27 protein-coding genes and 2 pseudogenes are annotated in these 26,748 nt (G+C 69.8%); 24 read left to right on the top strand and 5 right to left on the bottom strand.

Annotated features, from left to right (window positions below; genetic code table 11):
* Positions 1-119 precede the first annotated feature (119 nt).
* The 3 genes from ACZZ98_RS18870 to ACZZ98_RS18860 are packed head-to-tail and all read left to right on the top strand — an operon-like array spanning position 120 to position 1,712.
* Positions 120-605, top strand: a complete 486-nt coding sequence (locus ACZZ98_RS18870; protein ID WP_463517668.1) for a PfkB family carbohydrate kinase — start codon at positions 120-122, stop codon at positions 603-605.
* Positions 559-1,095: a PfkB family carbohydrate kinase gene (locus tag ACZZ98_RS18865; protein ID WP_463517667.1), complete on the top strand. Its 537-nt coding sequence runs from the start codon at positions 559-561 to the stop codon at positions 1,093-1,095. Before ACZZ98_RS18870 ends, ACZZ98_RS18865 begins: the two co-directional genes overlap by 47 nt.
* Complete coding sequence (locus tag ACZZ98_RS18860; protein WP_463517666.1) at positions 1,092-1,712, top strand: bifunctional 4-hydroxy-2-oxoglutarate aldolase/2-dehydro-3-deoxy-phosphogluconate aldolase; 621 nt, start codon at positions 1,092-1,094, stop codon at positions 1,710-1,712. The genes ACZZ98_RS18865 and ACZZ98_RS18860 overlap by 4 nt, the downstream gene beginning before the upstream one ends.
* 22 nt (positions 1,713-1,734) lie before the next feature.
* On the opposite strand, the gene ACZZ98_RS18855 is transcribed toward ACZZ98_RS18860, so the two are convergent.
* Positions 1,735-2,778: a lactonase family protein gene (locus ACZZ98_RS18855; protein WP_463517665.1), complete on the bottom strand. Its 1,044-nt coding sequence runs from the start codon at positions 2,776-2,778 to the stop codon at positions 1,735-1,737.
* A gap of 142 nt (positions 2,779-2,920) precedes the next feature.
* Between ACZZ98_RS18855 and ACZZ98_RS18850 the strand changes: the two genes are divergently transcribed.
* From ACZZ98_RS18850 to ACZZ98_RS18825, 6 genes are all read left to right on the top strand, one after another.
* The gene (locus tag ACZZ98_RS18850) at positions 2,921-3,409 is read left to right on the top strand and encodes a hypothetical protein (protein ID WP_463517664.1); all 489 of its coding nucleotides are present in this window, start codon (positions 2,921-2,923) and stop codon (positions 3,407-3,409) included.
* A 39-nt stretch (positions 3,410-3,448) separates the two neighbouring features.
* Entirely contained in the window at positions 3,449-4,999 is a 1,551-nt protein-coding gene (locus ACZZ98_RS18845) for a flotillin family protein (RefSeq protein ID WP_463517663.1), read from the top strand.
* A 61-nt stretch (positions 5,000-5,060) separates the two neighbouring features.
* Complete coding sequence (aroC, locus tag ACZZ98_RS18840) at positions 5,061-6,284, top strand: chorismate synthase (protein ID WP_463517662.1); 1,224 nt, start codon at positions 5,061-5,063, stop codon at positions 6,282-6,284.
* A complete protein-coding gene (locus tag ACZZ98_RS18835) occupies positions 6,278-6,805 on the top strand; it encodes a shikimate kinase (RefSeq protein ID WP_463517661.1) in 528 nt (175 codons plus the stop codon). Before aroC ends, ACZZ98_RS18835 begins: the two co-directional genes overlap by 7 nt.
* Complete coding sequence (aroB, locus tag ACZZ98_RS18830; protein WP_463517660.1) at positions 6,802-7,866, top strand: 3-dehydroquinate synthase; 1,065 nt, start codon at positions 6,802-6,804, stop codon at positions 7,864-7,866. Before ACZZ98_RS18835 ends, aroB begins: the two co-directional genes overlap by 4 nt.
* 86 nt (positions 7,867-7,952) lie before the next feature.
* Entirely contained in the window at positions 7,953-9,050 is a 1,098-nt protein-coding gene (locus tag ACZZ98_RS18825) for a spore photoproduct lyase family protein (RefSeq protein WP_463517659.1), read from the top strand.
* 24 nt (positions 9,051-9,074) lie between these two features.
* On the opposite strand, the gene ACZZ98_RS18820 is transcribed toward ACZZ98_RS18825, so the two are convergent.
* The 3 genes from ACZZ98_RS18820 to ACZZ98_RS18810 form a co-directional block, all read right to left on the bottom strand.
* A complete protein-coding gene (locus ACZZ98_RS18820; RefSeq protein ID WP_463517658.1) occupies positions 9,075-9,257 on the bottom strand; it encodes a hypothetical protein in 183 nt (60 codons plus the stop codon).
* A gap of 109 nt (positions 9,258-9,366) precedes the next feature.
* Positions 9,367-10,272, bottom strand: a complete 906-nt coding sequence (locus tag ACZZ98_RS18815) for an NAD-dependent epimerase/dehydratase family protein (protein WP_463517657.1) — start codon at positions 10,270-10,272, stop codon at positions 9,367-9,369.
* 44 nt (positions 10,273-10,316) lie between these two features.
* Complete coding sequence (locus ACZZ98_RS18810) at positions 10,317-11,897, bottom strand: glutamate synthase-related protein (protein WP_463517656.1); 1,581 nt, start codon at positions 11,895-11,897, stop codon at positions 10,317-10,319.
* 106 nt (positions 11,898-12,003) lie between these two features.
* Here ACZZ98_RS18810 and ACZZ98_RS18805 point away from each other — a divergent pair, with 106 nt between their 5' ends.
* From ACZZ98_RS18805 to ACZZ98_RS18775, 7 genes and pseudogenes are all read left to right on the top strand, one after another.
* Positions 12,004-12,879, top strand: a complete 876-nt coding sequence (locus ACZZ98_RS18805) for an intradiol ring-cleavage dioxygenase (RefSeq protein ID WP_463517655.1) — start codon at positions 12,004-12,006, stop codon at positions 12,877-12,879.
* A 27-nt stretch (positions 12,880-12,906) separates the two neighbouring features.
* Positions 12,907-13,504, top strand: a pseudogene (locus tag ACZZ98_RS18800) (NYN domain-containing protein).
* Between the two features lie 140 nt (positions 13,505-13,644).
* Positions 13,645-14,205 carry an elongation factor P gene (efp, locus tag ACZZ98_RS18795; protein ID WP_380089716.1) on the top strand — a complete coding sequence of 187 codons (561 nt, stop codon included), beginning with the start codon at positions 13,645-13,647 and terminating at the stop codon, positions 14,203-14,205.
* A gap of 18 nt (positions 14,206-14,223) precedes the next feature.
* Positions 14,224-14,634 (top strand): transcription antitermination factor NusB, encoded by a 411-nt coding sequence (gene nusB, locus ACZZ98_RS18790; RefSeq protein WP_463517654.1) that lies wholly within the window; start codon positions 14,224-14,226, stop codon positions 14,632-14,634.
* A gap of 164 nt (positions 14,635-14,798) precedes the next feature.
* Entirely contained in the window at positions 14,799-15,056 is a 258-nt protein-coding gene (locus tag ACZZ98_RS18785) for a FitA-like ribbon-helix-helix domain-containing protein (RefSeq protein WP_463517653.1), read from the top strand.
* Positions 15,053-15,472, top strand: coding sequence for a PIN domain-containing protein (locus ACZZ98_RS18780; RefSeq protein ID WP_463517652.1), 420 nt, complete (start codon positions 15,053-15,055; stop codon positions 15,470-15,472). Before ACZZ98_RS18785 ends, ACZZ98_RS18780 begins: the two co-directional genes overlap by 4 nt.
* A gap of 13 nt (positions 15,473-15,485) precedes the next feature.
* The gene (locus ACZZ98_RS18775) at positions 15,486-16,073 is read left to right on the top strand and encodes a dihydrofolate reductase family protein (protein WP_463517651.1); all 588 of its coding nucleotides are present in this window, start codon (positions 15,486-15,488) and stop codon (positions 16,071-16,073) included.
* Between the two features lie 26 nt (positions 16,074-16,099).
* Here ACZZ98_RS18775 and ACZZ98_RS18770 read toward each other — a convergent pair whose 3' ends face one another.
* A complete protein-coding gene (locus ACZZ98_RS18770) occupies positions 16,100-16,282 on the bottom strand; it encodes a hypothetical protein (RefSeq protein ID WP_463517650.1) in 183 nt (60 codons plus the stop codon).
* Positions 16,283-16,557: 275 nt separating this feature from the next.
* On the opposite strand from ACZZ98_RS18770, the gene pyrR reads away from it, so the two are divergent.
* The 8 genes and pseudogenes from pyrR to pyrF all read left to right on the top strand — a co-directional run bounded on the left by pyrR (position 16,558) and on the right by pyrF (position 26,592).
* Entirely contained in the window at positions 16,558-17,100 is a 543-nt protein-coding gene (gene pyrR / locus ACZZ98_RS18765; protein WP_463517649.1) for a bifunctional pyr operon transcriptional regulator/uracil phosphoribosyltransferase PyrR, read from the top strand.
* 23 nt (positions 17,101-17,123) lie between these two features.
* On the top strand, positions 17,124-18,119 hold the full coding sequence (locus ACZZ98_RS18760) for an aspartate carbamoyltransferase catalytic subunit (protein WP_463517816.1): 996 nt from the start codon (positions 17,124-17,126) through the stop codon (positions 18,117-18,119).
* Positions 18,116-19,409 (top strand): annotated as a pseudogene (locus tag ACZZ98_RS18755) (dihydroorotase). Before ACZZ98_RS18760 ends, ACZZ98_RS18755 begins: the two are co-directional and overlap by 4 nt.
* On the top strand, positions 19,406-20,566 hold the full coding sequence (gene carA / locus ACZZ98_RS18750) for a glutamine-hydrolyzing carbamoyl-phosphate synthase small subunit (protein ID WP_463517648.1): 1,161 nt from the start codon (positions 19,406-19,408) through the stop codon (positions 20,564-20,566). The pseudogene ACZZ98_RS18755 and the gene carA overlap by 4 nt, the downstream one beginning before the upstream one ends.
* On the top strand, positions 20,566-23,883 hold the full coding sequence (gene carB / locus ACZZ98_RS18745) for a carbamoyl-phosphate synthase large subunit (RefSeq protein ID WP_463517647.1): 3,318 nt from the start codon (positions 20,566-20,568) through the stop codon (positions 23,881-23,883). The genes carA and carB overlap by 1 nt, the downstream gene beginning before the upstream one ends.
* Positions 23,880-24,767, top strand: coding sequence for a dihydroorotate dehydrogenase electron transfer subunit (locus ACZZ98_RS18740; RefSeq protein ID WP_463517646.1), 888 nt, complete (start codon positions 23,880-23,882; stop codon positions 24,765-24,767). The genes carB and ACZZ98_RS18740 overlap by 4 nt, the downstream gene beginning before the upstream one ends.
* Positions 24,767-25,729: a dihydroorotate dehydrogenase gene (locus ACZZ98_RS18735; RefSeq protein ID WP_463517645.1), complete on the top strand. Its 963-nt coding sequence runs from the start codon at positions 24,767-24,769 to the stop codon at positions 25,727-25,729. The genes ACZZ98_RS18740 and ACZZ98_RS18735 overlap by 1 nt, the downstream gene beginning before the upstream one ends.
* Positions 25,726-26,592 carry an orotidine-5'-phosphate decarboxylase gene (pyrF, locus tag ACZZ98_RS18730; RefSeq protein WP_463517644.1) on the top strand — a complete coding sequence of 289 codons (867 nt, stop codon included), beginning with the start codon at positions 25,726-25,728 and terminating at the stop codon, positions 26,590-26,592. The genes ACZZ98_RS18735 and pyrF overlap by 4 nt, the downstream gene beginning before the upstream one ends.
* Positions 26,593-26,748: the final 156 nt, after the last annotated feature.

Raw genomic sequence — 26,748 nt, 5'->3', positions numbered from 1 at the left:
TGGTTGGATGGCCTCGCCCGACGACGGGGCCGGCCTCGTCGTCCCTGACCCGGAGGACAGACATGGACGGCGCACGGCCGGCTGCGCAGCAACCTCTCGTCGTGTGCGTGGGTGAGTCCATGGCTCAGGTCGTGCCCCAGGACGGCCGCCTGGGCACAGCCGAGATGTTCCGGATCGCCACTGCCGGGGCCGAGTCCAACGTTGCCGCGGGCCTCGCCGCCCTCGGCCTGGACGCGTCCTGGGTGAGCGCCGTCGGTGCGGACCCTCTGGGGGAGCGGGTGGTCGCCGACCTTGCTGCCAAGGGGGTCGACACGTCGTTGGTGCTCATCGACGACGACGCGCCCACCGGCGTCTTCTTCAAGGACCCGTCACCCGAGGGGTCCCGGGTGCACTACTACCGTGCCGGGTCGGCCGCGAGCCGCATGGGCGCCTCGGTCGCCGATGTCGTCCTGGCCGCCGCGCCCTCCTGGGTCCACGTCTCCGGTGTGACGAGCGCCCTCTCCCCGTCCTGCCGGGAGCTCGTCACCTCGCTGCTGCGACGAGCGCGAAGCTTCTGGTGTGCGCACCAGCTTCGACGTCAACTACCGCCCGCGCCTGTGGACTGACCGCGAGAGCGCAGCGGCAGCCATCGCCGAAGCCGCTGCCCTTGCCGACACCGTGCTGGTGGGGCTCGACGAGGCCCAGGACCTCTGGCACGTCGAGACTCCCGAGGACATCCGTGCCCTGCTGCCCCATCCCGAGACGATCGTGGTCAAGGACGGGAGCCGGTATGCCGTCCGCCTGGGTCGCGCGGACACCGTCACCGTGCCTGCCCTGGCCGTCGACGTGGTCGAGCCGGTCGGGGCCGGCGACGCGTTCGCCGCGGGCTGGATCGCGGCCACTGCCACGGGTGCTGATGCCGCGACGGCCCTCCGCCTCGGTCACCTCGTCGCCGGGAGAGCCCTGCTCAGTCTCGACGACCATCCGGAGCTAACCGACCACGAAGCACTTCTCGTCCGCGCGACCGACCCACACGGCGAGTGGCCGGCCGAGACACAGACCCTCCCCGTGGCGCCCGAAGCCACCTCCCTCACCGCCCAGGAGCAGACCTCATGAGTGCATCCCACGACCCGGACGGCTGGTTCGACGAGCAGCTGGGCGGGACCGGCGTCATGGTGATCCTGCGCGGCTTCGACCCGGGGCGAACCCTCGAGCTGGCCCGCACGGCGTGGGCCGCCGGCATCCGCGTGGTCGAGGTGCCGGTGCAGGGCGAGGAGTCGCTGCGTTCGCTCACGGCCGTCGCCCAGGCCGCACCCGACGGTGCACCCGTGGGGGCGGGCACCATCGTCACCCCCGACCAGGTGGCCCTCGTGCGTGAGGCGGGAGCTGTCTTCACGGTCTCCCCGGGCTTCGACCGGGAGGTGAGCGTGGTGAGCCGCAACGCCGGTCTGCCGCACCTGCCCGGTGTCGCCACGGCCACCGAGGTGCACCACGCCGTCAGTGCGGGGCACCGCTGGCTCAAGCTCTTCCCGGCCAGCGTCCTGGGTGCTGACCTCATCCCTGCGCTGCACGGTCCCTTCCCGTCCGCAAAGTTCTGCGTGACCGGCGGTGTCTCCGTCGACAACGCAGCCCAGTTCCTCGACGCGGGTGCCTCAGCGGTGTCGTTGGGCTCGAGCTTCGCCGGCGCCGATCCCAGCGACCTCACCGCCCTCGTGGAGCGCATCGCCGGTTGAGCCTGGCGCTGCCAGCGCTGCCTCAGGTGTCGGCAGGGGCGGGTGCGACACACATCGGAGCGGGAACCGTCAGGGTCGTGACGGCGCCACCGATGCCGTCACGCGACAGGTCGTGGGTCGTGACCGCGCCGGCGTCGCGTCCGGCGACGAGCAGGATCTGGCGGTCGCTGTCGGCATGGAAGTGCCGCGGATGTGCCGGAACGGCCGTCTCGCCGACGAGCACCGGGAGCTCCCCGGCCACGTCGAAGACGCTCACCGTGTCCGGACCCCGGTTCGAGATGAGCAGGCGTTGCGCGTCGGCATCGAGCCAGATCTGGGCGACGAAGTTCTCGGTCTCGCTCGAGGATGCGGGAACCGCATCGGTGACCTGGAGCTCGCCGGCGACGCTCTCGCGCACGGCGATCAGTTCGCCGGACAGCTCTGCCCCGACCAACGCTCGACCCGTCCGTGGGTCACGCACGACGTGACGCGGACCAGCGCCGGGCGGCAGGGCGCTCGAGGTGAGCTGGTCCAAGGTGCCTTCGCGGACGGCATACGTGACGACCTGGTCGCCTCCGAGGTCCACGACCCACACGCGGTCATCACCCAGGGGCACGACCTGGTGGGCGTGACTGCCCTGCTGGCGTGTCGGGTGCGGCCCGGTGCCGGACAGGCGCGCAGTGTCGCTGAGCGTGGCGGCGACGTCGTCGATGACCTCGATGGCCGCCACGGTGCCGTCGGAGTAGTTGGCGGCGAGGAGGGTCAGCCCATCGGGCATGAGGGCGAGGTGGCACGGGTGGGCGCCACCTGACGAGCACTGCCCGACCTGGCTGAGGACAGGTGTGCCGTCGGAGCCGTGTTCGACCAGGAGAGTGACCACGTGACCGTCAGGCGTCTCGCAGGCGACATGGAGGTGCGTGCCGTCCGGCGCCCAGACGATCCAGCTCGGCCGCTGGAGCTCGATGCTCGCGGCAGCGCCGCCGAGCCCGTGGCCACCGTCCCACGGGTGCAGCGAGACCGTCCCCACGGACGGCTCGTCCGGGGCTGATGCGACGGCAACCCAGCCAGTCCTCGATGTCGTGCCCATCACGCCAGCCTATGGTCGGCGCGAGTCCCGTATGCCGCGTGGTCGCCGACACGCGACACCCGACGCAACCACGCGGCATACCGAGCGTCCGGTTCGAACGGATCCCCGGCGCGCCCGCACGTCGGCACCCTAGGATGCGGTCATGGTCGCGTTCCTCGTCATCGGTGGCATAGGCATCCTCTTGCTGCTGGCCTCCCTGGTCGTCGGTGACGTGCTCGACGGCGCGCTCGAGTTCGGTGGGGACCTCATCTCGGGGTCGGCGCTCGCGGCCTTTATCGGTGCCTTCGGCTTCGGTGGGGCGCTGGCGCTCGAGGCCTCTGGCTCGATGGGGATCGCGATCGCCAGCGGAGTCGTCGCCGGACTCCTGTTGGGGGCGGGTGCGGGGTGGGCGTCGTCGCGGCTGCAGAAGGGCGGCGACGAGGCCAACGTGCGCTCTGCGGACCTCGCGGGTCGTGACGCAACTGTCGTCGGGGCGATCCCCGAGGACGGATTCGGCCAGATCTCCATCGTCGCCTCGGGCCACATCACCCAGCTCAACGCCCGCTGCCCCGGGGGACTGGCGGCCGGCACGCCGGTCACCATCACCAGCGTGCTCTCGGCCACCTCGGTGAGCGTCGCTCCGCGCGCCTGACTTCGACCACTTCCTGCTGACAGCTGAAGGACCACACACATGTTCGGCCTGTCTCCCACTCTCTTCGCCGTCCTGGGCCTCGTGGCCCTCGTGGTGCTGCTCGGGCTCCTCGTCACGACCCGCTACAAGGTGGCCGGACCCAACGAGGCCTTCCTCGTCACCGGCCGCAAGGGCAAGGAGGTCAAGAACCTCGAGACGGGAGTGGTCTCCACCGACCTGTCCGGGCAGAAGGTCGTCATGGGTGGAGGTGTCTTCGTCCTTCCGTTCGTGCAGAAGTCGCACACGCTCGACCTGTCGTCGCGACGGATCTCGGTCCAGATCCGAGGGGCAGTGTCCGGGCAGGGCATCAAGCTCAACCTCGACGGTGTCGCCATCGTCAAGGTCGGCGGCAACGAGGACTCCATCCGCGCTGCCGCACAGCGATTCCTCAGCCAGCAGGCCGAGATCGAGACCTTCACCCAGGAGACCCTCGCGGGTGCCCTGCGGTCGATCGTCGGGTCCCTCTCGGTCGAGCAGATCATCCGTGACCGGGCCGCCTTCGCGCAGCGGGTCGCCGACGAGTCCGAGACCTCGCTCACCGGCCAGGGACTGGTCCTGGACACGTTCCAGATCCAGGACATCACCGACGACGGCTCCTACCTCGCGGACCTCGGGCGTCCTGAGGCGGCCAAGATCGGCCAGCTGGCCGCCATCGCCGAGGCCAACGCCCGTCAGGCAGCCGAGCAGGCCCGGATCACGGCCGAGCAGGAGATCGCGGTCACGCAGCGACTGCTCGCCCTCAAGACTGCCGAGATCAGGGCCGAGACCGACGCCGCGAGTGCGACTGCTGCCGCTGCCGGCCCGCTCGCTCAGGCCGACCGCGACCAGGCGATCCTTGCCGAGCAGGAGAAGGTCGCCGTGCGCCAGGCGGCGCTGAAGGAGCGTCAGCTCGACACCGAGGTGCGCAAGCCCGCGGACGCCGAGCGCTACCGCGTCGAGACCGAGGCCAACGGTCGGCGCACGTCGGAGATCTTCGAGGCCGAGGCCCGCAAGGCGGCCGCGATCGCGGCTGCGGAGGCCGACGCCGAGAAGGCCCGCCTCACCGGTGAGGGCGAGAAGTCGCGCCGTTCGGCTCTCGCCGAGGCCGAGGCCATCGAGGGTGCCAAGCGCGGTGAGGCAGAGAAGGCACGGCGCATCGCGGAGGCCGACGCGGTGCGGGCCGAGGGTGAGGCCAGCGCCGCGGCCACCCTGGCCAGTGGCGAGGCCGAGGCGATCGCGATGACCAAGAAGGCCGACGCCTTCGCCCGCTACAACGAGGCCGCTGTGCTGCAGATGCTCGTCGAGGTGCTGCCGGCGGTGGCGCACGAGGTGGCGGCCCCGATGGCGTCGATCGACCGGCTCACGGTCATCTCCACCGACGGTGCCGGCCAGCTCCCGCGCCAGGTGACCGACAACATCGTGCAGACCATGGCGCTGCTCAAGGACACCACCGGCCTGGACTTCGAGTCGCTGATCAAGAAGTACGCCGGCCAGCAGGACGAGGTCGTCCCGCCGGCCCCGGTCCCGGCGACTCAGACCGCGGTCGCGGGGGCCACGCAGCTCGACCAGTAGCCCCCTGGACGGACGCCGGACAGGACGTCGGCGCCGCTGCCCTCCGTGGGAGGATCGGGCCATGCTCCGTTGGTTGACCGCAGGTGAGTCTCACGGCCCTGCACTCCTTGCCACGATCGAAGGCCTCCCTGCAGGAGTCGAGGTGACTCGCAAGGACCTCGCTGACGCGCTCGCCCGACGCCGCCTCGGCTACGGCCGTGGCGCCCGGATGAAGTTCGAGCAGGACGAGGTCGAGTTCCTCGGCGGCGTGCGCCACGGGCTGACGATGGGCTCGCCGGTCGCCATCCGCATCGGCAACACGGAGTGGCCCAAGTGGGAGACCGTCATGTCGGCCGACCCGGTGTCCGACGAGGCCTACGCGGCGTCGGACGACGTCAACGCCGAGAAGGAGATCGCCCGCAACCGACCCCTGACGCGCCCGCGACCGGGACATGCCGACCTCGTGGGCATGCAGAAGTACGGCTTCGACGACGCCCGTCCAGTGCTCGAGCGTGCCTCAGCTCGCGAGACGGCCGCACGGGTCGCCCTGGGTGAGGTCGCCGCCCGCTTCCTCGCGCAGGCCTACGGCATCCGGCTGGTGTCGCACACCGTGGCGATGGGCCCAGCCGGGGTTGCCGAGGATGCACCCCTGCCGACGCCTGACCAGCTCGCCGAGATCGACGCCGACCCGGTCCGCACGCTCGACGCAGCCGGGTCTGCCGCCATGGTCGCCGAGGTTGAAGCCGCCAAGAAGGACGGCGACACCCTCGGTGGCGTCGTCGAGGTCCTCGCCTATGGCCTGCCGCCCGGACTCGGCTCGCACGTGCACTGGGACCGACGCCTCGACGCGCGCCTGGCCGGAGCGCTCATGGGCATCCAGGCCATCAAGGGGGTCGAGGTGGGTGACGGCTTCCGCACCGCCGCCCGCCGTGGCTCGGCCGCCCACGACGAGATGGAGCGCGCCGCCGACGGCACGATCCAACGCCGCACCGGGCGGGCGGGCGGGACCGAGGGCGGCATGTCGACGGGTGAGGTCCTGCGCGTCCGCGCCGCGATGAAGCCGATCTCCACCGTGCCCCGGGCGCTCGACACCATCGACACCACGGGAGAGGCCGAGGCCAAGGCGATCCACCAGCGCTCCGACGTCTCGGCCGTGCCCGCAGCCGGCGTCGTTGCCGAGGCGATGGTCGCGCTCGTCCTCGCCGAGGCCTGTCTGGAGAAGTTCGGCGGGGACTCCGTCGCCGAGACGCGACGCAACCACGCGGCATACCTGGCGGCCATCCCCGAGACGATGCGCTCGTGGTGACCGGGGGAGAGGACCGCCCGACGGTCATCCTGGTCGGGCCTCCCGGTGCGGGCAAGACGACGATCGGTGAGGCGCTCGCGGGCGTGCTCGGCGTGGACTTCCATGACACGGACGCCGCCATCGAGGCTGAGCAGGGGTGCTCGATCTCGGACATCTTCGTGCTGGAGGGAGAGTCGGCCTTCCGGGCACTCGAGCGGGCCGAGGTGGCCCGCGCCGTCTCGACCGAGCGCGGCGTCGTGGCACTCGGGGGCGGGGCGCCGATGGACTCCGAGACACAGGAGGTCCTCGCGGACCACGTCGTGGTCTTCCTCGATGTCGGGATCGCGGACGCGGCCAAGCGGGTGGGCTTCGACGGCAGCCGACCGTTGCTCGCCGTCAACCCGCGCGCGTCCTGGACCAAGCTGATGAACGAACGCCGCCCCACCTACGACCGGGTCGCCACGCACCACATCGACACGGCCGGACGTCCGGTGGACGACATCGTCGAGGAGATCGCCGACCGACTGCGGACCGCCCCATGAGCGTGGTCTCGGTGGGTGGGGACTACGACGTCGTCGTCGAGGCCGGCTGCTCCGCGCGGGTTGCCGATGTCGTCGGCGACGGCGTCCAGCGGGCGCTCGTCGTGCACCCGGACTCGATGCGCTCACTCGGCCAGAAGGTCACGACGTCCCTGCGGGACAGCGGAATTGATGCGTATGCCGTGAGCGTGCCTGACGCAGAGGACGCCAAGACCGCTGTGGTCGCGGCCGACCTCTGGGCGGTGCTTGGCCGGCACGGTTTCACCCGGTCCGACGTCGTCGTCGGGGTCGGGGGAGGGACGGTGACCGACCTCGCGGGGTTCGTCGCGGCGACCTGGTTGCGCGGCGTGCCCGTGGTCCAGGTGCCGACGACCCTGCTGGGCATGGTCGATGCGGCCGTCGGGGGCAAGACGGGCATCAACACCGCCGAGGGCAAGAACCTCGTCGGGTCGTTCCACCCGCCGAGCGCCGTGTTGTGCGATGTCGACGTGCTGTCGACGCTGCCGCGCCCGGACTACGTCGCGGGGCTCGCCGAGATCATCAAGGCCGGCTTCATCGTCGACCCCGTCATCCTCGACCTCGTCGCGGAGGACCCGCAGGCGGCGACCCGGCCCGACGGTCCGCACACCCTGGAGCTCATCGAGCGGGCCATCGTCGTCAAGGCCGACGTCGTCAGCCAGGACCTCAAGGAGTCCTCGCTGCGCGAGATCCTCAACTACGGCCACACGTTCGGTCATGCGATCGAGCACGTCGAGCACTATCGCCGCCGCCACGGTGAGGCGGTCTCGATCGGGATGGTCTTCGCCGCCGAGCTGGCCTGTGCTGCAGGGGTGCTCGCCCGCGACGTCGTCGAGAGGCACCGCGCGGTTCTGGAGTCGGTCGGGCTGCCGACGACCTATGAGTCGGGCCAGTGGGCCGAGCTCGAGACGGCGATGCGACGAGACAAGAAGACCCGAGGATCGCTCCTGCGGTTCGTCGTCCTCGAGGACATCGGCAGGCCGGTCCGGCTGGAAGGTCCGACGGAGGACCAGCTCAACGCGGCATACGCCGCGCTGTCCCGCTGAAACACGGGCTGCCCCTGGAATGCCCGCCGCGGCCCGACCGTTGTCGTGTCGTGACTCCTCAGGCCCATGACGGTGTGCCTCAGCCCATGACGGATGCGCCCTCGCGCCGGGTCTCGGCGCAGCTCGCCGATCGTCTCTTCGACATCAAGACCATCTACCACGAGCCGGAGATCGACCGCTTCGCTCGGGCACGCGAGGTCTTCGACCGTCACCCCGAGGCTGAGCGCATCGTCGTGCCGTCCCACGGTGCCATCCCCGGGCTCTACGGCAACCGGGGGAGCGTCGACGACTGGGTTCGCCTCAAGCGCGAGGTGCTGGTCCTCGGGGAGAAGAAGTCTCTGAGCGCACGCCCCAACGGGAGGTCGAGCGACTGGATCGCACCCTCGACCGCGAACGGCTGTGCCATGTCCTGCTCGTACTGCTACGTACCTCGCCGCAAGGGCTTCGCCAACCCGGTGACCGTCTTCGCGAACATCGAACGACCCCTGGGCTACCTGGAACGTCACGCGGGTCGCCAGGGCGTCAAGACGCAGCCCAACCAGTGTGATCCGAGCGACTGGGTGTACGACATCGGTGAGAACAGCGACTGCTCCGCCGACGCACTGGTCTCGGACAACGTGCGAGACCTGATCGACCTGTTCGGCCGGCTTCCCAACGCGAAGGCAAGCTTCGCCACGAAGCTGGTCAATCGTCAGCTCCTCGACCTCGACCCGCGCGAGGGCACGCGCGTTCGATTCAGCCTCATGCCCGAGGTGATGTCCAAGGTCGTCGACGTCCGCACCTCAAAGGTCGCCGAGCGGATCGCCGCCATGGACGAGTTCGTCGAGGCGGGCTACGAGGTGCCCGTGAACCTCAGCCCGGTCATCGCCCACGAGGGCTGGCTCGAGGAGTGGGCCGATCTGCTCGACCAGCTGGCCGACGGGACGAGCGCGCGGACGAAGGCCCAGCTGGCGGCCGAGATCATCTTCCTGACCCACAACGAGGACCTGCACGAGGTCAACCTCGGGTGGCACCCACAGGGGGAGGACCTGCTGTGGCGGCCCGACCTGCAGGAGACGAAGCAGAGCCAGAGCGGGCAGACCAACGTTCGGTACAGAAGTGCGTGGAAGGGCCGGTGGGTGGCTCAGCTCAACGACCTGGTCGCCACCAAGCTGCCCGGGTGCCGGATCCGTTACGCCTTCTGAGTCCCGCTCCTGGCCATTGCTCGCTCAGCCGAAGGTTCCGCCGATCCCGCCGATCAGATCCATCGGGTTGATGCCGAGCCGGTGCAGCAGGTCTGCGTGCTTGTCGGTGTCGACCACCTCCGGCAGCTCCTGCTCAGCGCGATCGGCTGCGGCGTCCTCACCTCTGCCTCGGAGCTCGTCGACGATCTCCTGCCTGTCAATCTCCACGTCGAGTTCCGTCCGTTCGTAGGGTCCTCCAGCGTGCCTGATCCTTGGCGCCCCGTGAAGGGGTGCGGACGCTTTTCACTGGTCGGGCGCCGGTCGCCGTCAAGGCGAGTCAGTCGCTCTGCGTCCGGGGATCCGTCACGACCTCGCGCCAGGAGTGCTGGGGCTCATAGCCGAGGAGCCTGCGGGCCTTGTCGATGGAGTAGAACGTCTCGTCGCGTCCCATCTCGCGAGTGACCTCGACTCCGTCGTAGAACCGGTCGCGAACCTCCTTCGTCGTCAGCGCGACGGACATGTCGGCGTTGGCGACGTTGAAGACCTCGTAGCCGAGCCCGTCGACCTCGAGACACCTCTGCACCATCTGACCGAGGTCACGAGTGTCGATGTAGGCGAAGATGTTGCGTCGCCGCGGCGACGGGTCGGCGACGAACGCCGGGAACATCTCGGCGTACTCGTGCGGCTCGATGACGTTGTTGATCCGCAGGCCGTAGATGTCGGCACCGGTGCGAGCCTGGAACGAGCGGGCTGTCACCTCGTTCGCGACCTTGGACATCGCATAGGAGTCCTCTGGCACGGTCGGGTGCTCCTCGTCCACGGGCACGTACTGCGGCCGCCGCACGCCCTGGCTGAAGCAGATGCCATACGTCGTCTCCGAGGAGGCGAAGACGACCTTGCGGATGCCCAACCGGGTCGCGGCCTCGAGCACGTTGTAGGTGCTGAGCACGTTGGTCGCATAGGTCTTCGCGTCGGGCGCCAGGAGGATCGCCGGCACCGCCGCGAAGTGGACGACCGCGTCGTAGGAGGGCTTGCTTCCCAGCTCCAGCTCGCCCATCGTCGCCAACCCTGCCAACGCGGAGTAGGTCTCCCCGATGTCGGTGAGGTCGACCCTCAGGTCACTGACAGCCGGGTGTCCCAGCGGGACGAGGTCGGCGTTGGTGACCTGGTGGCCCTGCTCGGCGAGGTGCGTCGCGACGTGCTTGCCGGCCTTGCCGCTGGCCCCGGTGAAGAAGATGCGCATGCGTCGATCCAACCACCGAGTGGAGCCGACGGCGCGGCCACGCCTCAGCCGGTCGAGGTGGCGGACTCGGGGGCCTCGGTGTCACGGTCGCGCTCGGGCCACATGATCGAGGTGATCTCGCGCGACAGGTCGGGACCCAGCGCCCCCCAGCCCGGCTCGTACCCGTAGACCTCGCGCAGCGGTCGACCCGAACGGTTGCCGTCGAGGATCTCGACGGCGTCGGCGTCGATGAGCCCGGGGTGGGGCACGCCGCACGCCTCCGACACCTTGAGGAGGTCGCGGCGCAGCGTCTGGAGGTAGTTCGCGAGGCGCACCGACTTGAGGTCGGGGTCGAGGCCGTGAGCGAGCCACGGGTCCTGCGTCGCGACACCGGTGGGGCAGCGGTCGGTGTGGCACTTCTGGGCCTGGATGCAGCCGAGCGCGAGCATGGGCTCCCGGGCGACGTTGACCATGTCGGCGCCCAGGGCGAAGGCGACCAGCGCGTTGTCGGGCAGCCCCAGCTTGCCGCTGCCGATGAACGTGACGTCGTCGGTGAGACCGGCTCGCGCGAACGTCGAGTAGACCCGGGCGAAGCCGATCCGGAACGGCAGGGCCACGGTGTCGGTGAAGACGAGCGGCGCCGCACCCGTGCCGCCCTCGCCTCCGTCGACGGTGATGAAGTCGACGCCGCGGGCTCCGCCGGACATCTGCTTCGCCAGCTCGGTCCAGAAGTCCATCTCGCCGACGGCCGACTTGATCCCGACGGGCAGGCCGGTCTCGTCAGCCACCATCTCGACCCAGTCGAGCAGGCTGTCGACGCTGTCGAACTCCGCGTGCCGTGACGGACTGACACAGTCCTCACCCTTGGGTATGCCGCGAATCCTGCTGATCTCGTCGGTGATCTTGGCGGCGGGCAGGACCCCGCCGAGGCCGGGCTTGGCTCCTTGGCTCAGCTTGACCTCGATCGCCCTGACGGGCGCGCTCTGGACGAGGTCCTTGAGCCGCGCCAGGTCGAAGCGACCGGCATCGTCACGGCAGCCGAAGTAGGCAGTCCCGATCTGGAGGACGAGGTCGCCGCCCTGGCGGTGGTGGTCGGACAGGCCACCCTCGCCGGTGTTGTGGAGCGCCCCGGCGAGCGCGACCCCGCGGTTCATCGCCTGGATGGCGTTGCCCGACAGCGAGCCGAAGCTCATCGCCGAGACGTTGACGACCGAACCGGGACGGAAGGCGTGTCTGCGACCCCGCGGCCCGCCGAGCACCTTGGCCGACGGCAGGTCGACCTTCTCGTCGTGGTGACCGTGCGCGACAGCCGTCGAGGGCGCCGAGGCAGAGAAGGTCCGGTGCTTGATGACCGGGTAGTTCTCGAGGTGCTCGACATCGTTGTCGGTGCCGAAGCCGACGTAGTTGTTCTCGAGCTTGCTGCTCGCATAGACCCAGGAGCGCTGGTCGCGGGAGAACGGTCGCTCGGCGTCGTTGCCCGTGATGATGTACTGCCGCAGCTCGGGGCCGATCTTCTCCAAGAAGTAGCGGGCGTTCGCGACGACCGGGAAGTTGCGCTTGAGCGAGTGCTTCTTCTGGGTGAGGTCACGGACGGCGACTCCAGCGAGTCCGACGACGGTGGCACCGATGAGTGACTTCGCTTTCATGTCTCGCAGTCTGCCCTGCCAGCGGGCGGCCAAACGGCAAGTCGTCCACAGGAGCCACACAGCCCTTTCAAAGCCCTTCACCGGGTCCGGCGCCCACAGTGGACCCATGAGCGAACGCCAGACCAGCCAGCACCCCCACCCGGACCACGACCGTGGCCTCGAGTTCGACGTCGCCACCCTCCTGGGCCGGCGCCGCGCACTCGGCCTCTTCAGTGGTGCCGGCCTCCTCGCCCTCGCCGGCTGCGCCGACGCCACCACCGGATCGACCACGACGACAGCATCGGGCACGTCGACAGCGTCGGCATCCGCGACCGCCTCGGCCGGCGCGTCCTCGGCGACCGGCGCGGCCACAGCATCCACCGAGGTGCCGGACGAGACCGGTGGCCCCTTCCCGGGCGACGGCAGCAACGGGGTGAACGTCCTCGACGACTCCGGCATCGTCCGCTCAGACATCACCAGCTCGTTCGGCACGTCGACGACGACGGCAGAGGGGGTCCCGCTCACCATCAACCTCACCGTCACCGACAGCGCCAACGGGTATGCCGCGATGCAGGGTGTCGCCGTCTATCTCTGGCACTGCGACCGGGACGGCCGCTACTCCATGTACTCGGAGGGCGTCGAGGACGAGAACTACCTGCGAGGGGTGCAGCCGAGCAACGCCAACGGCACGGCGACGTTCACGACGATCTTCCCGGCGGCATACCAGGGTCGTTGGCCGCACGTGCACTTCGAGGTCTACCGGTCCACCGCGGAGGCGACGAGCAGCGGGCAGATCGTCAAGACCTCGCAGCTGGCCCTGCCGGAGGCGGTGTGCAACAGCGTCTATGCGACACCTGGCTACGAGCAGAGTGTGCGCAACATGTCGCGGACGAGCCTCACCTCGGACAACGTCTTCGGTGACGACGGCGGCATCCACCAGCTGGCCACGGTGACGGGGGACGCCACGAGCGGCTACGTCGCGAACCTGACGATCGGCGTCTGACACGGCGCCGGGCCTACACTCCAACCCATGGCAGCCCCGCACGCATCGCCCCAGCCCGAGAACGGTGGTGACGACGTCGTCACCTACGTCCTCGTCGACGGGGAGAACATCGACGCCACCCTCGGCACCTCGATCCTCGGTCGGCGCCCGCAGCCGGACGAACGCCCGCGCTGGGACCGCCTGCTGTCGTTCGCCCGCGAGACGTGGGGCCAGGACGTGCGTGGCCTGTTCTTCCTCAACGCCAGCACGAGCATGCCCATGCCGTTCATCCAGGCGCTCAACGCGCTCGGTTTCACTCCGGTGCCGCTGTCCGGAGCCGCCGACGTCAAGGTCGTCGACGTCGCCATCCAGAAGACGCTGCGGGCCATCCGCGACCGCGACGCCGACGTCATGCTCGTCAGCCATGACGGCGACTTCCTCGAGGAGCTCGAAGGGCTGCTCGACGACGACCGCCGCGTCGGGGTCATGGCGTTTCGCGAGTTCCGCAACAGCGGCTTCACGGCGCTGGAGGCCGACGGCCTCGAGAAGCTTCGACCTCGAGTACGACGTCAAGGCCTTCACCTCACGGCTGCCACGCGTCCGGGTCATCCCGATCGACGAGTTCGACCCGTCGCAGTTCCTCTGAGCCGCGCGTGGGTTCGGGCGCCGGCGTCCCGGCGGATAGACTTCCCGGCGAATCCCACCGTCCGACTTCCGTGACGCCTCCGCGCGCCCTGCGCACGCGGCATACCGGATCCTTGAAGACCTGATCGAAAGTGAACACCCGTGGCATCGACGAACGACCTCAAGAACGGCCTCGTCCTCAACCTCGAGGGCCAGCTCTGGACCGTCGTGGAGTTCCAGCACGTCAAGCCCGGCAAGGGCCCGGCCTTCGTGCGCACCAAGCTCAAGCACGTGCTGTCGGGCAAGGTCGTCGACAAGACGTTCAACGCCGGCACCAAGGTCGAGACCGCCAACGTCGACAAGCGCAACATGCAGTACCTCTACAACGACGGCACCGACTACGTCTTCATGGACGGCGACACGTTCGACCAGATCGCGGTCACGCCGACCGTCGTGGGTGACGCGGCCAAGTACATGCTCGAGAACCAGGACGCCATCGTCGCGCGCCACGAGGGCAACGTCCTCTTCATCGAGCTCCCCGCCTCGGTCGTCCTCGAGATCCAGTACACCGAGCCCGGCCTGCAGGGCGACCGCTCCACCGGTGGCACGAAGCCGGCGACCCTCGAGACCGGCGCCGAGATCGGCGTGCCGCTCTTCCTCAACACCGGCGACAAGGTCAAGGTGGACACGCGCGACGGGTCCTACCTCGGCCGCGTCAACTGATCGGCGGACTTCCACCACATGGCTGCCCGCACCAAGTCGCGCCGACGCGCGATCGACCTGCTCTTCGAGGCCGAGCAACGTCAGGTCAACGCCAGCGAGCTCCTCAGGGAGCGCCTCGCCACCCCGGTGACCGAGGCCCCGCTCAACGAGTTCACGGCCGACCTCGTCACGGGGGTCGTCGAGCACTGGACCCAGATCAACGACCTGCTCGCGACCTACTCGCAGGGGTGGTCGGTCGAGCGGATGCCCGCCGTCGACCGCGCCATCTTGCGCGTCGGTGCCTTCGAGGTGCTCTTCGGTGAGGTGCCCGAGGGGGTCGCGATCAGTGAGGCGGTGGCCATCGCCACCGAGCTCTCGACCGACGACTCGCCGAAGTTCGTCAACGGCCTGCTCGCCCGTCTCGCGGAGGTCAAGCCGACCCTGGTGTGACGACCTCTGTGTCGTCTGACGGCCGCTGACCTGTCCGGTCGGCGGCCGTTTTGCGCTGTGCTCGGGCCATGCCCTTCGCGTATGCCGTGTGCTCGCCACGATGTGCCCATCCCTGCTGCGCTGCTAGCATTGACAGCACTGGCAGGTGTAAAAGGGTGGCGAAGATGAGCACACTGACAATTCGCAAGGTCGACGACGACGTCAAGCACCGACTGCAGGTGCGGGCAGCAAGGAACGGGCGCTCCATGGAGGCCGAGGTCCGGGCCATCCTCCGCGAGGCAGTTGCCGACGATGACTCGTCACAGCCCGAGCCCACGCTCGGTGAGGTGATGGCGGAGTTCCGTCGAAGGACCGGGGGCGTCGAGCTGGAGCTGGAACCCCGGGGCGACGGCGGACACCGTCCGGTACCGGACTTCTCGTGATCGTCCTCGACACTAACGTCGTGTCCGAGGCGATGAAGCCTGCCCCCGATCCAGGCGTGACGTCGTGGCTCGATTCCGTTCCGGTGTCTTCGGTTCGGCTCACTGTGGTGACGGTCGCCGAGCTGCTCAAGGGAGTCTTCCAGCTTCCGGAGGGACGTCGGCGCGACACGGTGCAGGAGCACGTTGACTTCGCACTGGCCTCCTACGACGGCAAGCTGCTCGACGTGGATGCCCGCACGGCTCCGTATTTTGCCGACATCGTGACGGCCCGGGACCGCGAGGGCCGATCCATCGGGGTCATGGATGCGTGGATCGCCGCCGTCTGTCGCCGGCATGATGTGCCGCTCGCGACGCGCAACGTCAAGGACTTCGCCGGCGCCGGCATCGCGGTGATCAACCCGTGGGATCCGGCCTGACAGGATCGGCGCCATGCGCAAACTCGTCTACTACGTCGCCGTCACGCTCGATGGGTTCATCGCCGCACCGGACGGCGGTGACCCGAGTGGGGCCGAGTTCTTCCCGATCACGCCCGACCTCGTGGAGTTCATCGCCACGAACTACCCCGAGACGTTGCCCGGACCGGCACGCGACGCCATGGGGATCGAGGGGGAGGGGCGGCACTTCGACACGGTCATCGAGGGGCGGGCTTCCTACGAGCTGGGATTGGCTGCGGGCCTGGACGACGCCTACCCACACTTGCGCCACCTCGTCGTGTCGACGTCGTTGGGCGAGCGCACGGACCTGCCCGTCGAGATCGTGTCGACCGACCCAGTCGCCCGAGTGCGGGAGCTCAAGGCCGAGGACGGCCTCGACATCTGGCTCGTCGGGGGAGGCACGCTGGCACACGCACTCCTGCCCGAGATCGACCGCCTGGTCCTCAAGGTCAACCCGTCGGTCATCGGCTCCGGGATCCCCCTGTTCGCCGGAGAGTTCGGGCACGCACGCTTCGCGCCGGTGGACCAGGTGGACCTGACCGGCGGCATCCGGGTCGTGACGCTGGACCGAGAGACGGCCTGACGCGGGGGCTCGTGGCCGCCGCGTCGTCAGTGCGCGGGGGACGGGTGCGGGAGCCGCGCGCCGAAGACGACCTCGGGCCAGGCGGCGCGTGCGAGCCAGGCGCGGTAGGTGTCGGCGTCGGCGTCGCGCGGTGGGAAGAGCGGCGCGCGCTCGGACGTCGGGGCACACGTCTCGCCGGAGGTGGATGTCGTGAGCGTCTGCCGGTGCACGGTGCCTCCTTCGGCGATGAGCGATGTCCCATTACATCACGTCACCTTGGGTCATGCATAGCATCTTGTTATGTGTTTCGCCTCGTGGGACGTGGTGCTGGGCCGGGTTGGGGGAGGGTGCGTCGAGTCGCTACAGTGAGGCGACCGACATCCTTTAACGACCTGTCCCGTGAGGCAGGGAAGGAGGTCACGACACTGATGTGTCCTGACGCAGCTGTGCCCCGAGCTCCCAGAAGTCCCCGAGCTCACCAGGCTCCTCGAGTGAGACCGATCCCGTGGACGACGGGAGGACGGTCCTCGGAGCATCCGACATCTCCCGGGCACTGCGTCGCATCGCCCACGAGATCCTCGAGGCCAACAAGGGGGCGGAAGGCCTCGTCCTGCTCGGCATCCCCTCTCGGGGCGTGCCGCTCGCGCGCCGCCTGGCCGCCATCATCGCCGAGTTCGAGGGCAGCGAGATCCCGGTCGGCAGCCTCGACGTGACGATGTATCGCGATGACCTGCGACGTCAGCCCACGAGGGCGCCGCTGCCGACCGAGATCCCCGACGGTGGCGTCGACGGCAGGACCGTCGTCCTCGTGGACGACGTGCTCTACAGCGGTCGCACCGTCCGGGCCGCGCTCGACGCCCTTGCCGACCATGGACGTCCGGCCGCCGTGCGACTGGCCGTGCTCGTCGACCGTGGGCACCGTGAGCTCCCGATCCGCGCGGACCACGTCGGCAAGAACCTCCCGACCGCCCAGACCGAGAAGGTGCGCGTGCGCCTCGCCGACTTAGACGAGGCCGACAGTGTCACGATCACCGGAGGCGTCCGATGAGCGAGGCGACGACGCAGGCACGTATGCCGCGCCACCTGCTCTCGATGGACGACCTGGACGCGGCCGGTATCCGGACCATCCTGGCCACGGCCACCCAGATGCACGAGGTGCAGAAGCGCGAGGTCAAGAAGATCCCGACCCTGCGGGGACGCACGATCATCAACCTCTTCTTCGAGGACTCCACGCGCACGCGCAGCTCGTTCGAGATCGCGGGCAAGTGGATGAGCGCCGACACCATCAACATCACCGGCAAGGGGTCGTCGGCCTCCAAGGGTGAGTCGCTGCGCGACACCGTGCGCACCATCGACGCCATGGGGGTCGATGCCATGGTCATCCGGCACGGTGCATCAGGTGCCTGCCACCAGGTCGCCGGCTGGGTCGACGCCCACGTCATCAACGCCGGTGACGGCACGCACGAGCATCCGACCCAGGCGCTGCTCGATGCCTACACGATGGAGCAGCGGCTCGGTTCGCTCGAGGGCAGGCACGTGGCCATCGTGGGGGACCTCACCCACTCGCGGGTCGTCCGCTCCAACCTCATCTCGCTGCGCCGGCTCGGGGCCGACGTCACCCTGGTCGCTCCGCCGACCCTCATGCCGAGCGGCATCGGGACCTGGGCGCAACGGGAGGGCTTCGACCTCAGCCACGACCTCGACGAGGTGCTGCAGGGCGACGGTTCAGGGAGGCCGATCGACGCGCTGATGATGCTTCGCGTCCAGAAGGAGCGGATGAGCGGCGGCTTCTTCCCCACCGCCCGCGAGTACACCGTGGGCTACGGGCTCACGCGCGACCGGCTCGCTCGCCTCACCGACGCCAACCCGGACCTCGTCATCTGCCACCCGGGTCCGATGAACCGTGGCCTCGAGATCAGCGCGGACGCTGCCGACGCCGCGCAAAGTCTGGTCCTGGACCAGGTGAGCGCCGGTGTGGCCGTACGGATGAGCGTGCTGTACCACCTGCTCGCCGGCAACGACTCACCCACCCAGGTGGGTCCCGTCACAGAGGGGAGTGCGGCATGACGAACCTGCACATCGCGGGAGCCCGACTGCTCGGTGCCGACGCCCAGGACGTCCTGGTCCGAGATGGACAGGTCGCCGAGATCGGTTCCCACCTCGATGTGCCCCAGGGCACCGAGAGGATCGACGCCGACGGGCTCGCCCTGCTGCCCGGCTTCGTCGACCTGCACACCCACCTGCGTGAGCCCGGGCGGGAGGACGCGGAGACGATCGCGACCGGTGCCGCCGCGGCGGCTGCCGGTGGTTTCACCGCGGTGCTCGCCATGGCGAACACCAGCCCGGTCACCGACACGGCGGAGGCTGCTGAGCGCGTCCTCGATCTCGGTCGCGCCTCCGGACTCGTCGACGTGCAGCCCATCGGGGCGGTCACCAAGGGCCTCGACGGAGAGGAGCTCGCGGAGCTCGCCCTCATGCACCGGTCGCGCGCCAACGTCCGGGTCTTCTCCGACGACGGCAAGTGCGTCCACGACGCGCGCGTCATGCGCCGTGCCCTCGAGTACGTCCGAGCCTTTGGTGGCGTCGTGAGCCAGCACAGCCAGGACCCAGACCTCGCCGGGCCGAGCGCCTGCTGCCACGAGGGAGAAGCTCAGCGGTCGCCTCGGGCTGGTCGGCTGGCCGGCCGTCGCCGAGTCGAGCATCATCGCTCGCGACGCGCAGCTGGCCCAGCACACCCGGTCCCGGGTCCACGTGGCGCACGTGACGACGGCCGAGGGCGTCGAGGTCGTGCGCTGGGCCAAGGACCGAGGCATCGACCTCACCGCCGAGGTCACGCCGCACCACCTGCTCCTCACGCAGGACCTGCTCCGTGGCTACGACCCGACGTTCAAGGTCAACCCGCCGCTGCGTCCGGCCGAGGACGTCGAGGCCCTGCGCGCCGCACTGGTCGACGGGACCATCGACGCGGTCGCCACCGACCACGCTCCCCATGCCCGTCACGACAAGGAGCACGCGTTCGTCGACGCCGCCTTCGGCATGCTCGGCCTCGAGACCGCCTTCGCCGTCGTCCACGACACCATGGTCCGCAACGGAGCCCTCGACCTCGTCACGCTGGCGGACCGGATGTCGACGTCGCCGGCGCGTATCGCGGGGCTGTCCGAGCACGGCCGCGCACCCGAGGTGGGCGCTCCCGCCAACTTCGTCCTCGTCGACACCGACGCACACCACACGGTGGACGCCTCAGCGTCGAAGTCGTTGTCCCGCAACAATCCTTGGCACGGCATGGGCTTCACCGGTGCCGTCCACACGACCATCCTGCGCGGTCGGGTCACGGCCACGCTTCAGGAGCACGCATGAAAACGACACTGCCCCCCCGCGAAGCCGCAGTCCTCGTCCTCGAGGATGGGCGCACCTTCACCGGACGTTCCTACGGCAGCCTCGGCGAGACCGTGGGCGAGGCGGTCTTCTGCACCGCGATGACCGGCTACCAGGAGCTGCTCACCGATCCGAGCTACCACCGCCAGGTCGTCGTCATGACCGCCCCCCACGTGGGCAACACCGGGTGGAACGACGAGGACGACGAGTCCTCGCGCATCTGGGTCTCCGGCTACGTCGTGCGCGACCCCGCCCTGCGCCCCTCGAGCTGGCGCTCCGAGCGCACACTCGAGGACGAGCTCGTCGCCCAGGGCGTCGTCGGCATCTGCGACATCGACACGCGCGCCCTCACCCGCCACCTCCGTGAGCGCGGGGCGATGCGGGTCGGCATCTTCTCGGGCGACGACGCGCGTATGCCGTCCGCCCACCTCCTCGAGCGCGTCACCGCCGCGCCCGGGATGGCCGGCGCCTCGCTCGCCCAGGAGGTCAGCACCGACAAGCCCTATGTCGTGAAGGCGGTGGGGGAGAGGCGCTTCACCGTCGCGGCGATCGACCTGGGCATCAAGGCGATGACGCCGCAGTGCATGGCCGAGCGCGGCATCGAGGTCCATGTCCTCCCAGCGTCCACGACCTTCGCCGACATCTCGGCCATCAGTCCCGACGGCGTGTTCTTCAGCAACGGCCCGGGTGACCCGTCGGCCGCCGACCACGAGGTCGGTGTCCTGCGTGAGGTGCTCGACGCCGGGATCCCGTTCTTCGGGATCTGCTTCGGCAACCAGCTGCTCGGGCGGGCGCTGGGCTTCGGCACCTTCAAGCTCAAGTACGGCCACCGCGGGATCAACCAGCCGGTCATGGACCGCACCACGGGCAAGGTCGAGGTCACCGCTCACAACCACGGCTTCGCGGTCGACGCCCCCCTCGACACGGACACCGAGACCGAGTTCGGCTGGGCACGCGTCTCGCACGTCTGCCTCAACGACGACGTCGTCGAAGGTCTCGAAGTCCGTTCTGGCACAGGCGATCTCACGGCCTTCTCGGTCCAGTACCACCCGGAGGCGGCAGCGGGACCGCACGACGCGGCATACCTGTTCGACCGGTTCGTCGACCTCCTCGACTCCCACCAGAAGGTGAGCGCCTGATGCCCAAGAGAGACGACATCACCAGCGTCCTGGTCATCGGGTCCGGCCCGATCGTCATCGGGCAGGCCTGCGAGTTTGACTACTCGGGCACCCAGGCGTGCCGGGTCCTGCGCGAGGAGGGCGTGCGCGTCATCCTCGTGAACTCCAACCCGGCGACGATCATGACGGACCCGGAGTTCGCGGACGCGACCTACATCGAGCCGATCACCCCCGAGGTCGTCGAGAAGATCATCGAGAAGGAGCGCCCGGACGCGGTGCTCGCGACCCTCGGCGGGCAGACCGCGCTCAACTGCGCGATCGCGTTGCACGACAACGGTGTCCTCGAGAAGTACAACTGTCCCCTCATCGGCGCCAACGTCGAGGCGATCCAGCTCGGCGAGGACCGCCAGCTCTTCAAGGGCGTCGTCGAGCGATGCGGCGCCGAGAGCGCCCGCTCGGTCATCGCCCACACGATGGACGAGTGCATCGCCGCGGCCGAGCAGCTCGGCTACCCGATGGTCGTGCGCCCCTCCTTCACCATGGGCGGGCTCGGCTCGGGCTTCGCGCACGACGAGGCCGAGCTGCGTCGCATGGCCGGCGCTGGGCTCCAGGCCAGCCCGACGACCGAGGTCCTCCTCGAGGAGTCGATCAAGGGCTGGAAGGAGTACGAGCTCGAGGTGATGCGCGACCACAAGGACAACGTCGTGGTCGTCTGCTCCATCGAGAACCTCGACCCGATGGGCGTCCACACCGGCGACTCCATCACCGTCGCACCGGCGCTCACCCTCACCGACCGCGAGTATCAGCGACTGCGTGACGTCGGCATCGCGATCATCCGCGAGGTCGGCGTCGACACCGGTGGCTGCAACATCCAGTTCGCGATCAACCCGCAGGACGGCCGGATCATCGTCATCGAGATGAACCCGCGCGTCTCGCGGAGCTCGGCGCTGGCGTCCAAGGCGACCGGCTTCCCGATCGCCAAGATCGCCGCCAAGATGGCGATCGGCTACACCCTCGACGAGGTCCCCAACGACATCACCCGGGAGACGCCGGCCAGCTTCGAGCCGAGCCTGGACTACGTCGTCGTCAAGGTGCCCAGGTTCGCCTTCGAGAAGTTCCCCTCCGCCGACGACACCCTCACGACGACGATGAAGTCGGTCGGCGAGGCCATGTCGATCGGGCGCAACTTTACCGAGGCGATGCAGAAGGCGCTGCGATCGGTGGAGAGCAAGGGGTCCTCCTTCCACTGGCGCGGCGAGACCCCCTCCCGCGAAGAGGCGCTCGAGCTGCTCACGGTGGCTGCCCGGCCGACGGACGGTCGGATCGTCACTGTCCAGCAGGCGATGCGCGGCGGGGCCACGGTCGAGGAGACCCACGCGGCGACCCGCATCGACCCCTGGTTCCTCGACCAGATCGAGCTCATCAACGACATCGCCCGCGAGGTCGGCGAGGCACCCGAGCTGACGCCGGAGCTGCTGCGGCTCGCCAAGCGTCACGGCTTCTCCGATGCCCAGCTCTCAGAGCTGCGGCGTATGCCGGAGAGTGTCGTCCGCGGGGTCCGTCACGCCCTCGGGGTGCGACCGGTCTTCAAGACCGTCGACACCTGCGCGGCCGAGTTCGATGCCCAGACGCCCTACTACTACAGCTCCTACGACGAGGAGACCGAGGTGGTGCCGCGGGAGCGGGAGGCCGTGATCATCCTCGGCTCCGGCCCGAACCGCATCGGACAGGGCGTCGAGTTCGACTACTCCTGCGTCCACGCGAGCTTCGCCTTGCGTGACGCCGGCTACGACACCGTCATGGTCAACTGCAACCCCGAGACGGTCTCGACCGACTACGACACGAGCAGCCGCCTCTACTTCGAACCCCTCACCCTCGAGGACGTCCTCGAGGTCTACCACGCCGAGAAGCAGGCCGGCCCGATCGCGGGCGTCATCGTGCAGCTCGGTGGACAGACGCCCCTCGGACTCGCTCGCGCGCTCAAGGACGCCGGCGTGCCCATCGTCGGCACCTCGCCCGAGGCGATCGACCTCGCCGAGGACCGCGGGGCCTTCGGCCGAGTTCTCGCGGAGGCGAAGCTGCCCGCGCCCAAGCACGGCACGGCATACAGCGCCGCTGAGGCACTCGCGGTGGCGCGGGACATCGGCTACCCGGTCCTCGTGCGACCGTCCTACGTGCTCGGTGGGCGGGGGATGGAGATCGTCTACGACGACGACACCCTCATCACCTACGTCGAGCGGGCGACGCAGGCCTCGCCGGAGCACCCGGTGCTCGTCGACCGCTTCCTCGACGACGCGATCGAGATCGACGTCGACGTCCTCTACGACGGCACCGAGATGTATCTCGGCGGCGTCATGGAGCACATCGAGGAGGCCGGCATCCACTCCGGTGACAGCGCCTGCACCCTTCCGCCCGCGACCCTCGGCAACGCCGAGATCGAGCTCGTGCGCGAGAGCACGCTCAAGCTGGCCCAGGGGATCGGCGTCGTCGGACTCATGAACGTCCAGTTCGCCCTGGCGCAGGACATCCTCTACGTCCTCGAGGCCAACCCGCGTGCCTCGCGGACGGTGCCCTTCGTCGCCAAGGCGACCGGTGTGGCGCTGGCCAACGCCGCGAGCCGCATCATGCTCGGCGCGACGATCGCCGAGCTGCGCACCGAAGGAGTCCTCCCGCCCAGCGGCGACGGTGGCAACCTGCCGCCACACGCACCGATCTCGGTCAAGGAGGCCGTCCTGCCCTTCCACCGCTTCCGGCAGGCCGACGGGTCCATGGTCGACAGCCTCCTCGGGCCCGAGATGCGCTCGACCGGCGAGGTCATGGGCATCGACACGACGTTCGGCCGCGCGTTCGGCAAGAGCCAGCTCGCGGCATACGGCGGCCTTCCTGACGCGGGCACGGTGTTCGTCTCCGTCGCCAACCGCGACAAGCGGGCGATGCTGTTCCCGGTCAACCGGCTCGTCGACCTCGGATTCGACATCGTCGCGACGTCCGGGACGACGGACGTGCTGCGGCGCAACGGGATTCCCGCCAAGGTCATCCGCAAGATCACCGAGCGTGAGGGTGATGCCGAGTCCAGCGACGCGCGGACGATCGGCCAGCTCATCCTCGACGGCGAGATCGCCATGGTCATCAACACGCCGACCGGGCAGAGCGCGCGTGCCGACGGCTATGCGATCCGGGCCGCGGCCAACACCGCCGACGTCCCGCTCATCACGACCGTGCAGGAGTTCGCTGCCGCGGTCCAGGCGATCGAGGCCCTGCGGCGGGGGGACCTCACGGTCACCTCGCTCCAGGAGCACGCGCGTCACCTCGACCTCATGCAGGTGGCCGACAAGTGAGTGAGACCCGGTCCAGCGGCGTCGTCCAGGTGCAGGGCGAGGTCATCGCCACCCGTCGCGTGGGCGCCTACCACCACCTCACCATCGTCGCGCCCGGGGTCGCCGAGCTCGCCCGCCCGGGCCAGTTCGCGGCCCTGGCCGTGGGCGGTCCGACGACCGGCAACCTCCTGCGTCGCTCGTTCTCCATCCACAAGGTGAGCCCGTCCGGCACCTACGGCGGCACGATGGACCTCGTCATCGCGGCCAAGGGCGCCGGGACGGAGTGGCTCACGAGGCTGCGGGCGCACGACGCGGTCGACGTCGTGGCACCGCTGGGGCGGCCCTTCCCCCTGCCCACCGAGCCGGTGCCCTGCGTGCTCGTCGGGGGCGGCTACGGGTCGGCGCCGCTCTTCTGGCTGGCCGAGGTCCTGCGCCAGCGCGGCTGCCCGGTCGAGATGGTGCTCGGCGCGGCGTCCGAGGACCGGCTCTTCGGTGTCGTCGAGGCACGGCGGGCCGCTGATCGGGTCACCGTGACGACCGACGACGGTTCGACCGGCCAGCGCGGCTGGGTGAGCGACGTCCTGCCCGAGGTGTTCCGGCGCTCCGGCGCCCCCGTGGCCTACGCCTGCGGACCGATGGGCATGCTCCAGTCGGTCACCCGGGTCGCGGCCGAGCACGGCGCGGTGGCCCAGGTGGCGGTCGAGGAGTCGATGGCCTGCGGCGTCGGGGTCTGCATGACCTGCGTCATGCCGGTGCGCAGCAAGGAAGGCGTCACCTCGATGGTGCGCTCGTGCGTCGAGGGGCCGGTCTTCCGTGGCGACCGCATCCGGTGGGAGGCCTTCCACGACGGCGTGTGTGGCGTCCCGGAGGACGCCGTCGGGGCGCCGAGGGTGGGGGGTCACTGATGGCTGTCGACATGTCCGTGACCTTCACCGGTCGCACCCTGTCCAACCCGGTCATGACCGCGTCGGGGTGCGCCGCCAACGGGCGCGAGCTGCACCGCTTCTTCGACGTCTCCGGTCTCGGCGCGTTCGTCACCAAGACGGTGATGATGGACGCGCGCTCGGGCCGTGGCACACCGCGCATGGCTGAGACGAGCTCCGGCATGCTCAACTCGATCGGCCTCCAGGGGCCCGGCATCCGCGCGTTCGTCGAGAAGGACCTGCCCTGGCTGAAGTCCGTCGGCGCGCGCGTGCTCGTCTCCATCGCCGGCAACACGGCGGGGGAGTTCGCCGACGTGGCCAAGGTGCTCGTCGACAGCGACGCGTTCGACTGCGTCATCGGCGTCGAGGTCAACATCTCCTGTCCCAACGTCGCCAACCGAGGACTCGTCTTCGCCTGCGACCCGCTGGCCTCGGGCAAGGTCATCTCACTCGTGCGCGAGCAGCTGCCTCGTGACGTGCCGATGTTCGCCAAGCTCACCCCCGACGTCACCGACATCGTGACGATCGCCGACGCGGCGGTGAAGTCCGGCGCCACGGGCCTGACGATGATCAACACCCTGCTCGGCATGGTCATCGACACCGATCGCCTGCGCCCACAGCTCGGTGGCGTGACCGGCGGCCTCTCCGGCCCGTCGATCCGGCCGGTGGCCGTCCGCGCCCTCTGGCAGGTCACCGCGGCCATGCGCGACGGACGGTTCCAGACGGTGCCGCTCATCGGCGTCGGGGGAGTGCGCACCGGCCGGGACGCCCTCGAGCTCATCGCCGCCGGTGCCACCGGCGTCCAGGTCGGCACCGCCACCTTCAACGACCCGACCGCTCCCCAGCGCGTCCTCACCGAGCTCGAGGCCCTCGCCGCGTCACACGGCGTCGCCCGGATCACCGAGCTGGTCGGGGTCGCGCACGACAGGATGGTGACCCCATGACCACACCGGCCACGACCGCGACCTTCGGCCAGCGGCTCCGCTCGGCGATGACCCAGCACGGCCCGCTCTGCGCAGGCCTGGACCCGCACCAGTCCCTCGTCGAGTCCTGGGGCCTCACCTACGACCTCGACGGGCTGCGCGCCTTCACCGATGCGTGCGTCGAGGCCTTCGGCGGGCACGTGGGCATCGTCAAGCCGCAGTCCGCCTTCTTCGAGGTCTTCGGCTCCGCTGGCATCGCGGTCCTCGAGGAGGCGATCCGCGACCTGCGTGCCGCAGGCACGCTCGTCCTCCTCGACGCCAAGCGAGGCGACATCGGTTCGACGATGTCGGCGTATGCCGCGGCCTACCTCGGCAGCTCGGCGTCGGCCCCCGCAGACGCACTGACGGTGAGTCCCTACCTCGGGTTCGAGTCCCTGCGCCCGGCACTGGACGCGGCTGCGGGCAACGGTCGTGGTGTCTTCGTGCTCGCGCTGACTTCCAACCCCGAGGGCCCGTCGGTCCAGCACGCGCGACACGACGGCGTCAGCGTCGCCGAGTCGATGGTGGTGGGGGCCGCGGCCGAGAACGCAGGGGCCCTGGCAAGCGGTGATCTGGGCAGCACCGGGCTCGTCGTCGGCGCCACGATCGGGACAGCGGCGCACGACCTGGGCCTGGACCTGGCAGCGGTCAACGGGCCCCTGCTCGCCCCGGGTGTCGGCGCCCAGGGCGGCACGCCCGACGGCCTCAGGCGCGTCTTCGGTGACGCGCTGCCCAACGTCCTGCCGGCGAGCAGTCGCGAGGTCCTGGCCACAGGCCCGGGCGTCCCCGACCTGCGAGCAGCGGTTGCGCGCACCAACGAGGACCTGGCCCGCCTCCTGCACTGAGGGGCCCGGTGCGGCGGCGAGGCGAGGGGGTCACGGTCCGGGCCTGTCGTGACTGCGTGCCCGGCTCGCGGCTCATGCGGCAATCCGTCGCTGTGCCCGTGCCCGGACCCTTCTTGACACCGGGCCAGTCCCGACGTGCCAGGGCCGAGTTCGGCC

This window comes from Knoellia sp. AC549, assembly GCF_979258975.1.
Note: the sequence above shows the minus strand (reverse complement) of the source record. Positions and strands in the feature narration are given on the sequence as shown.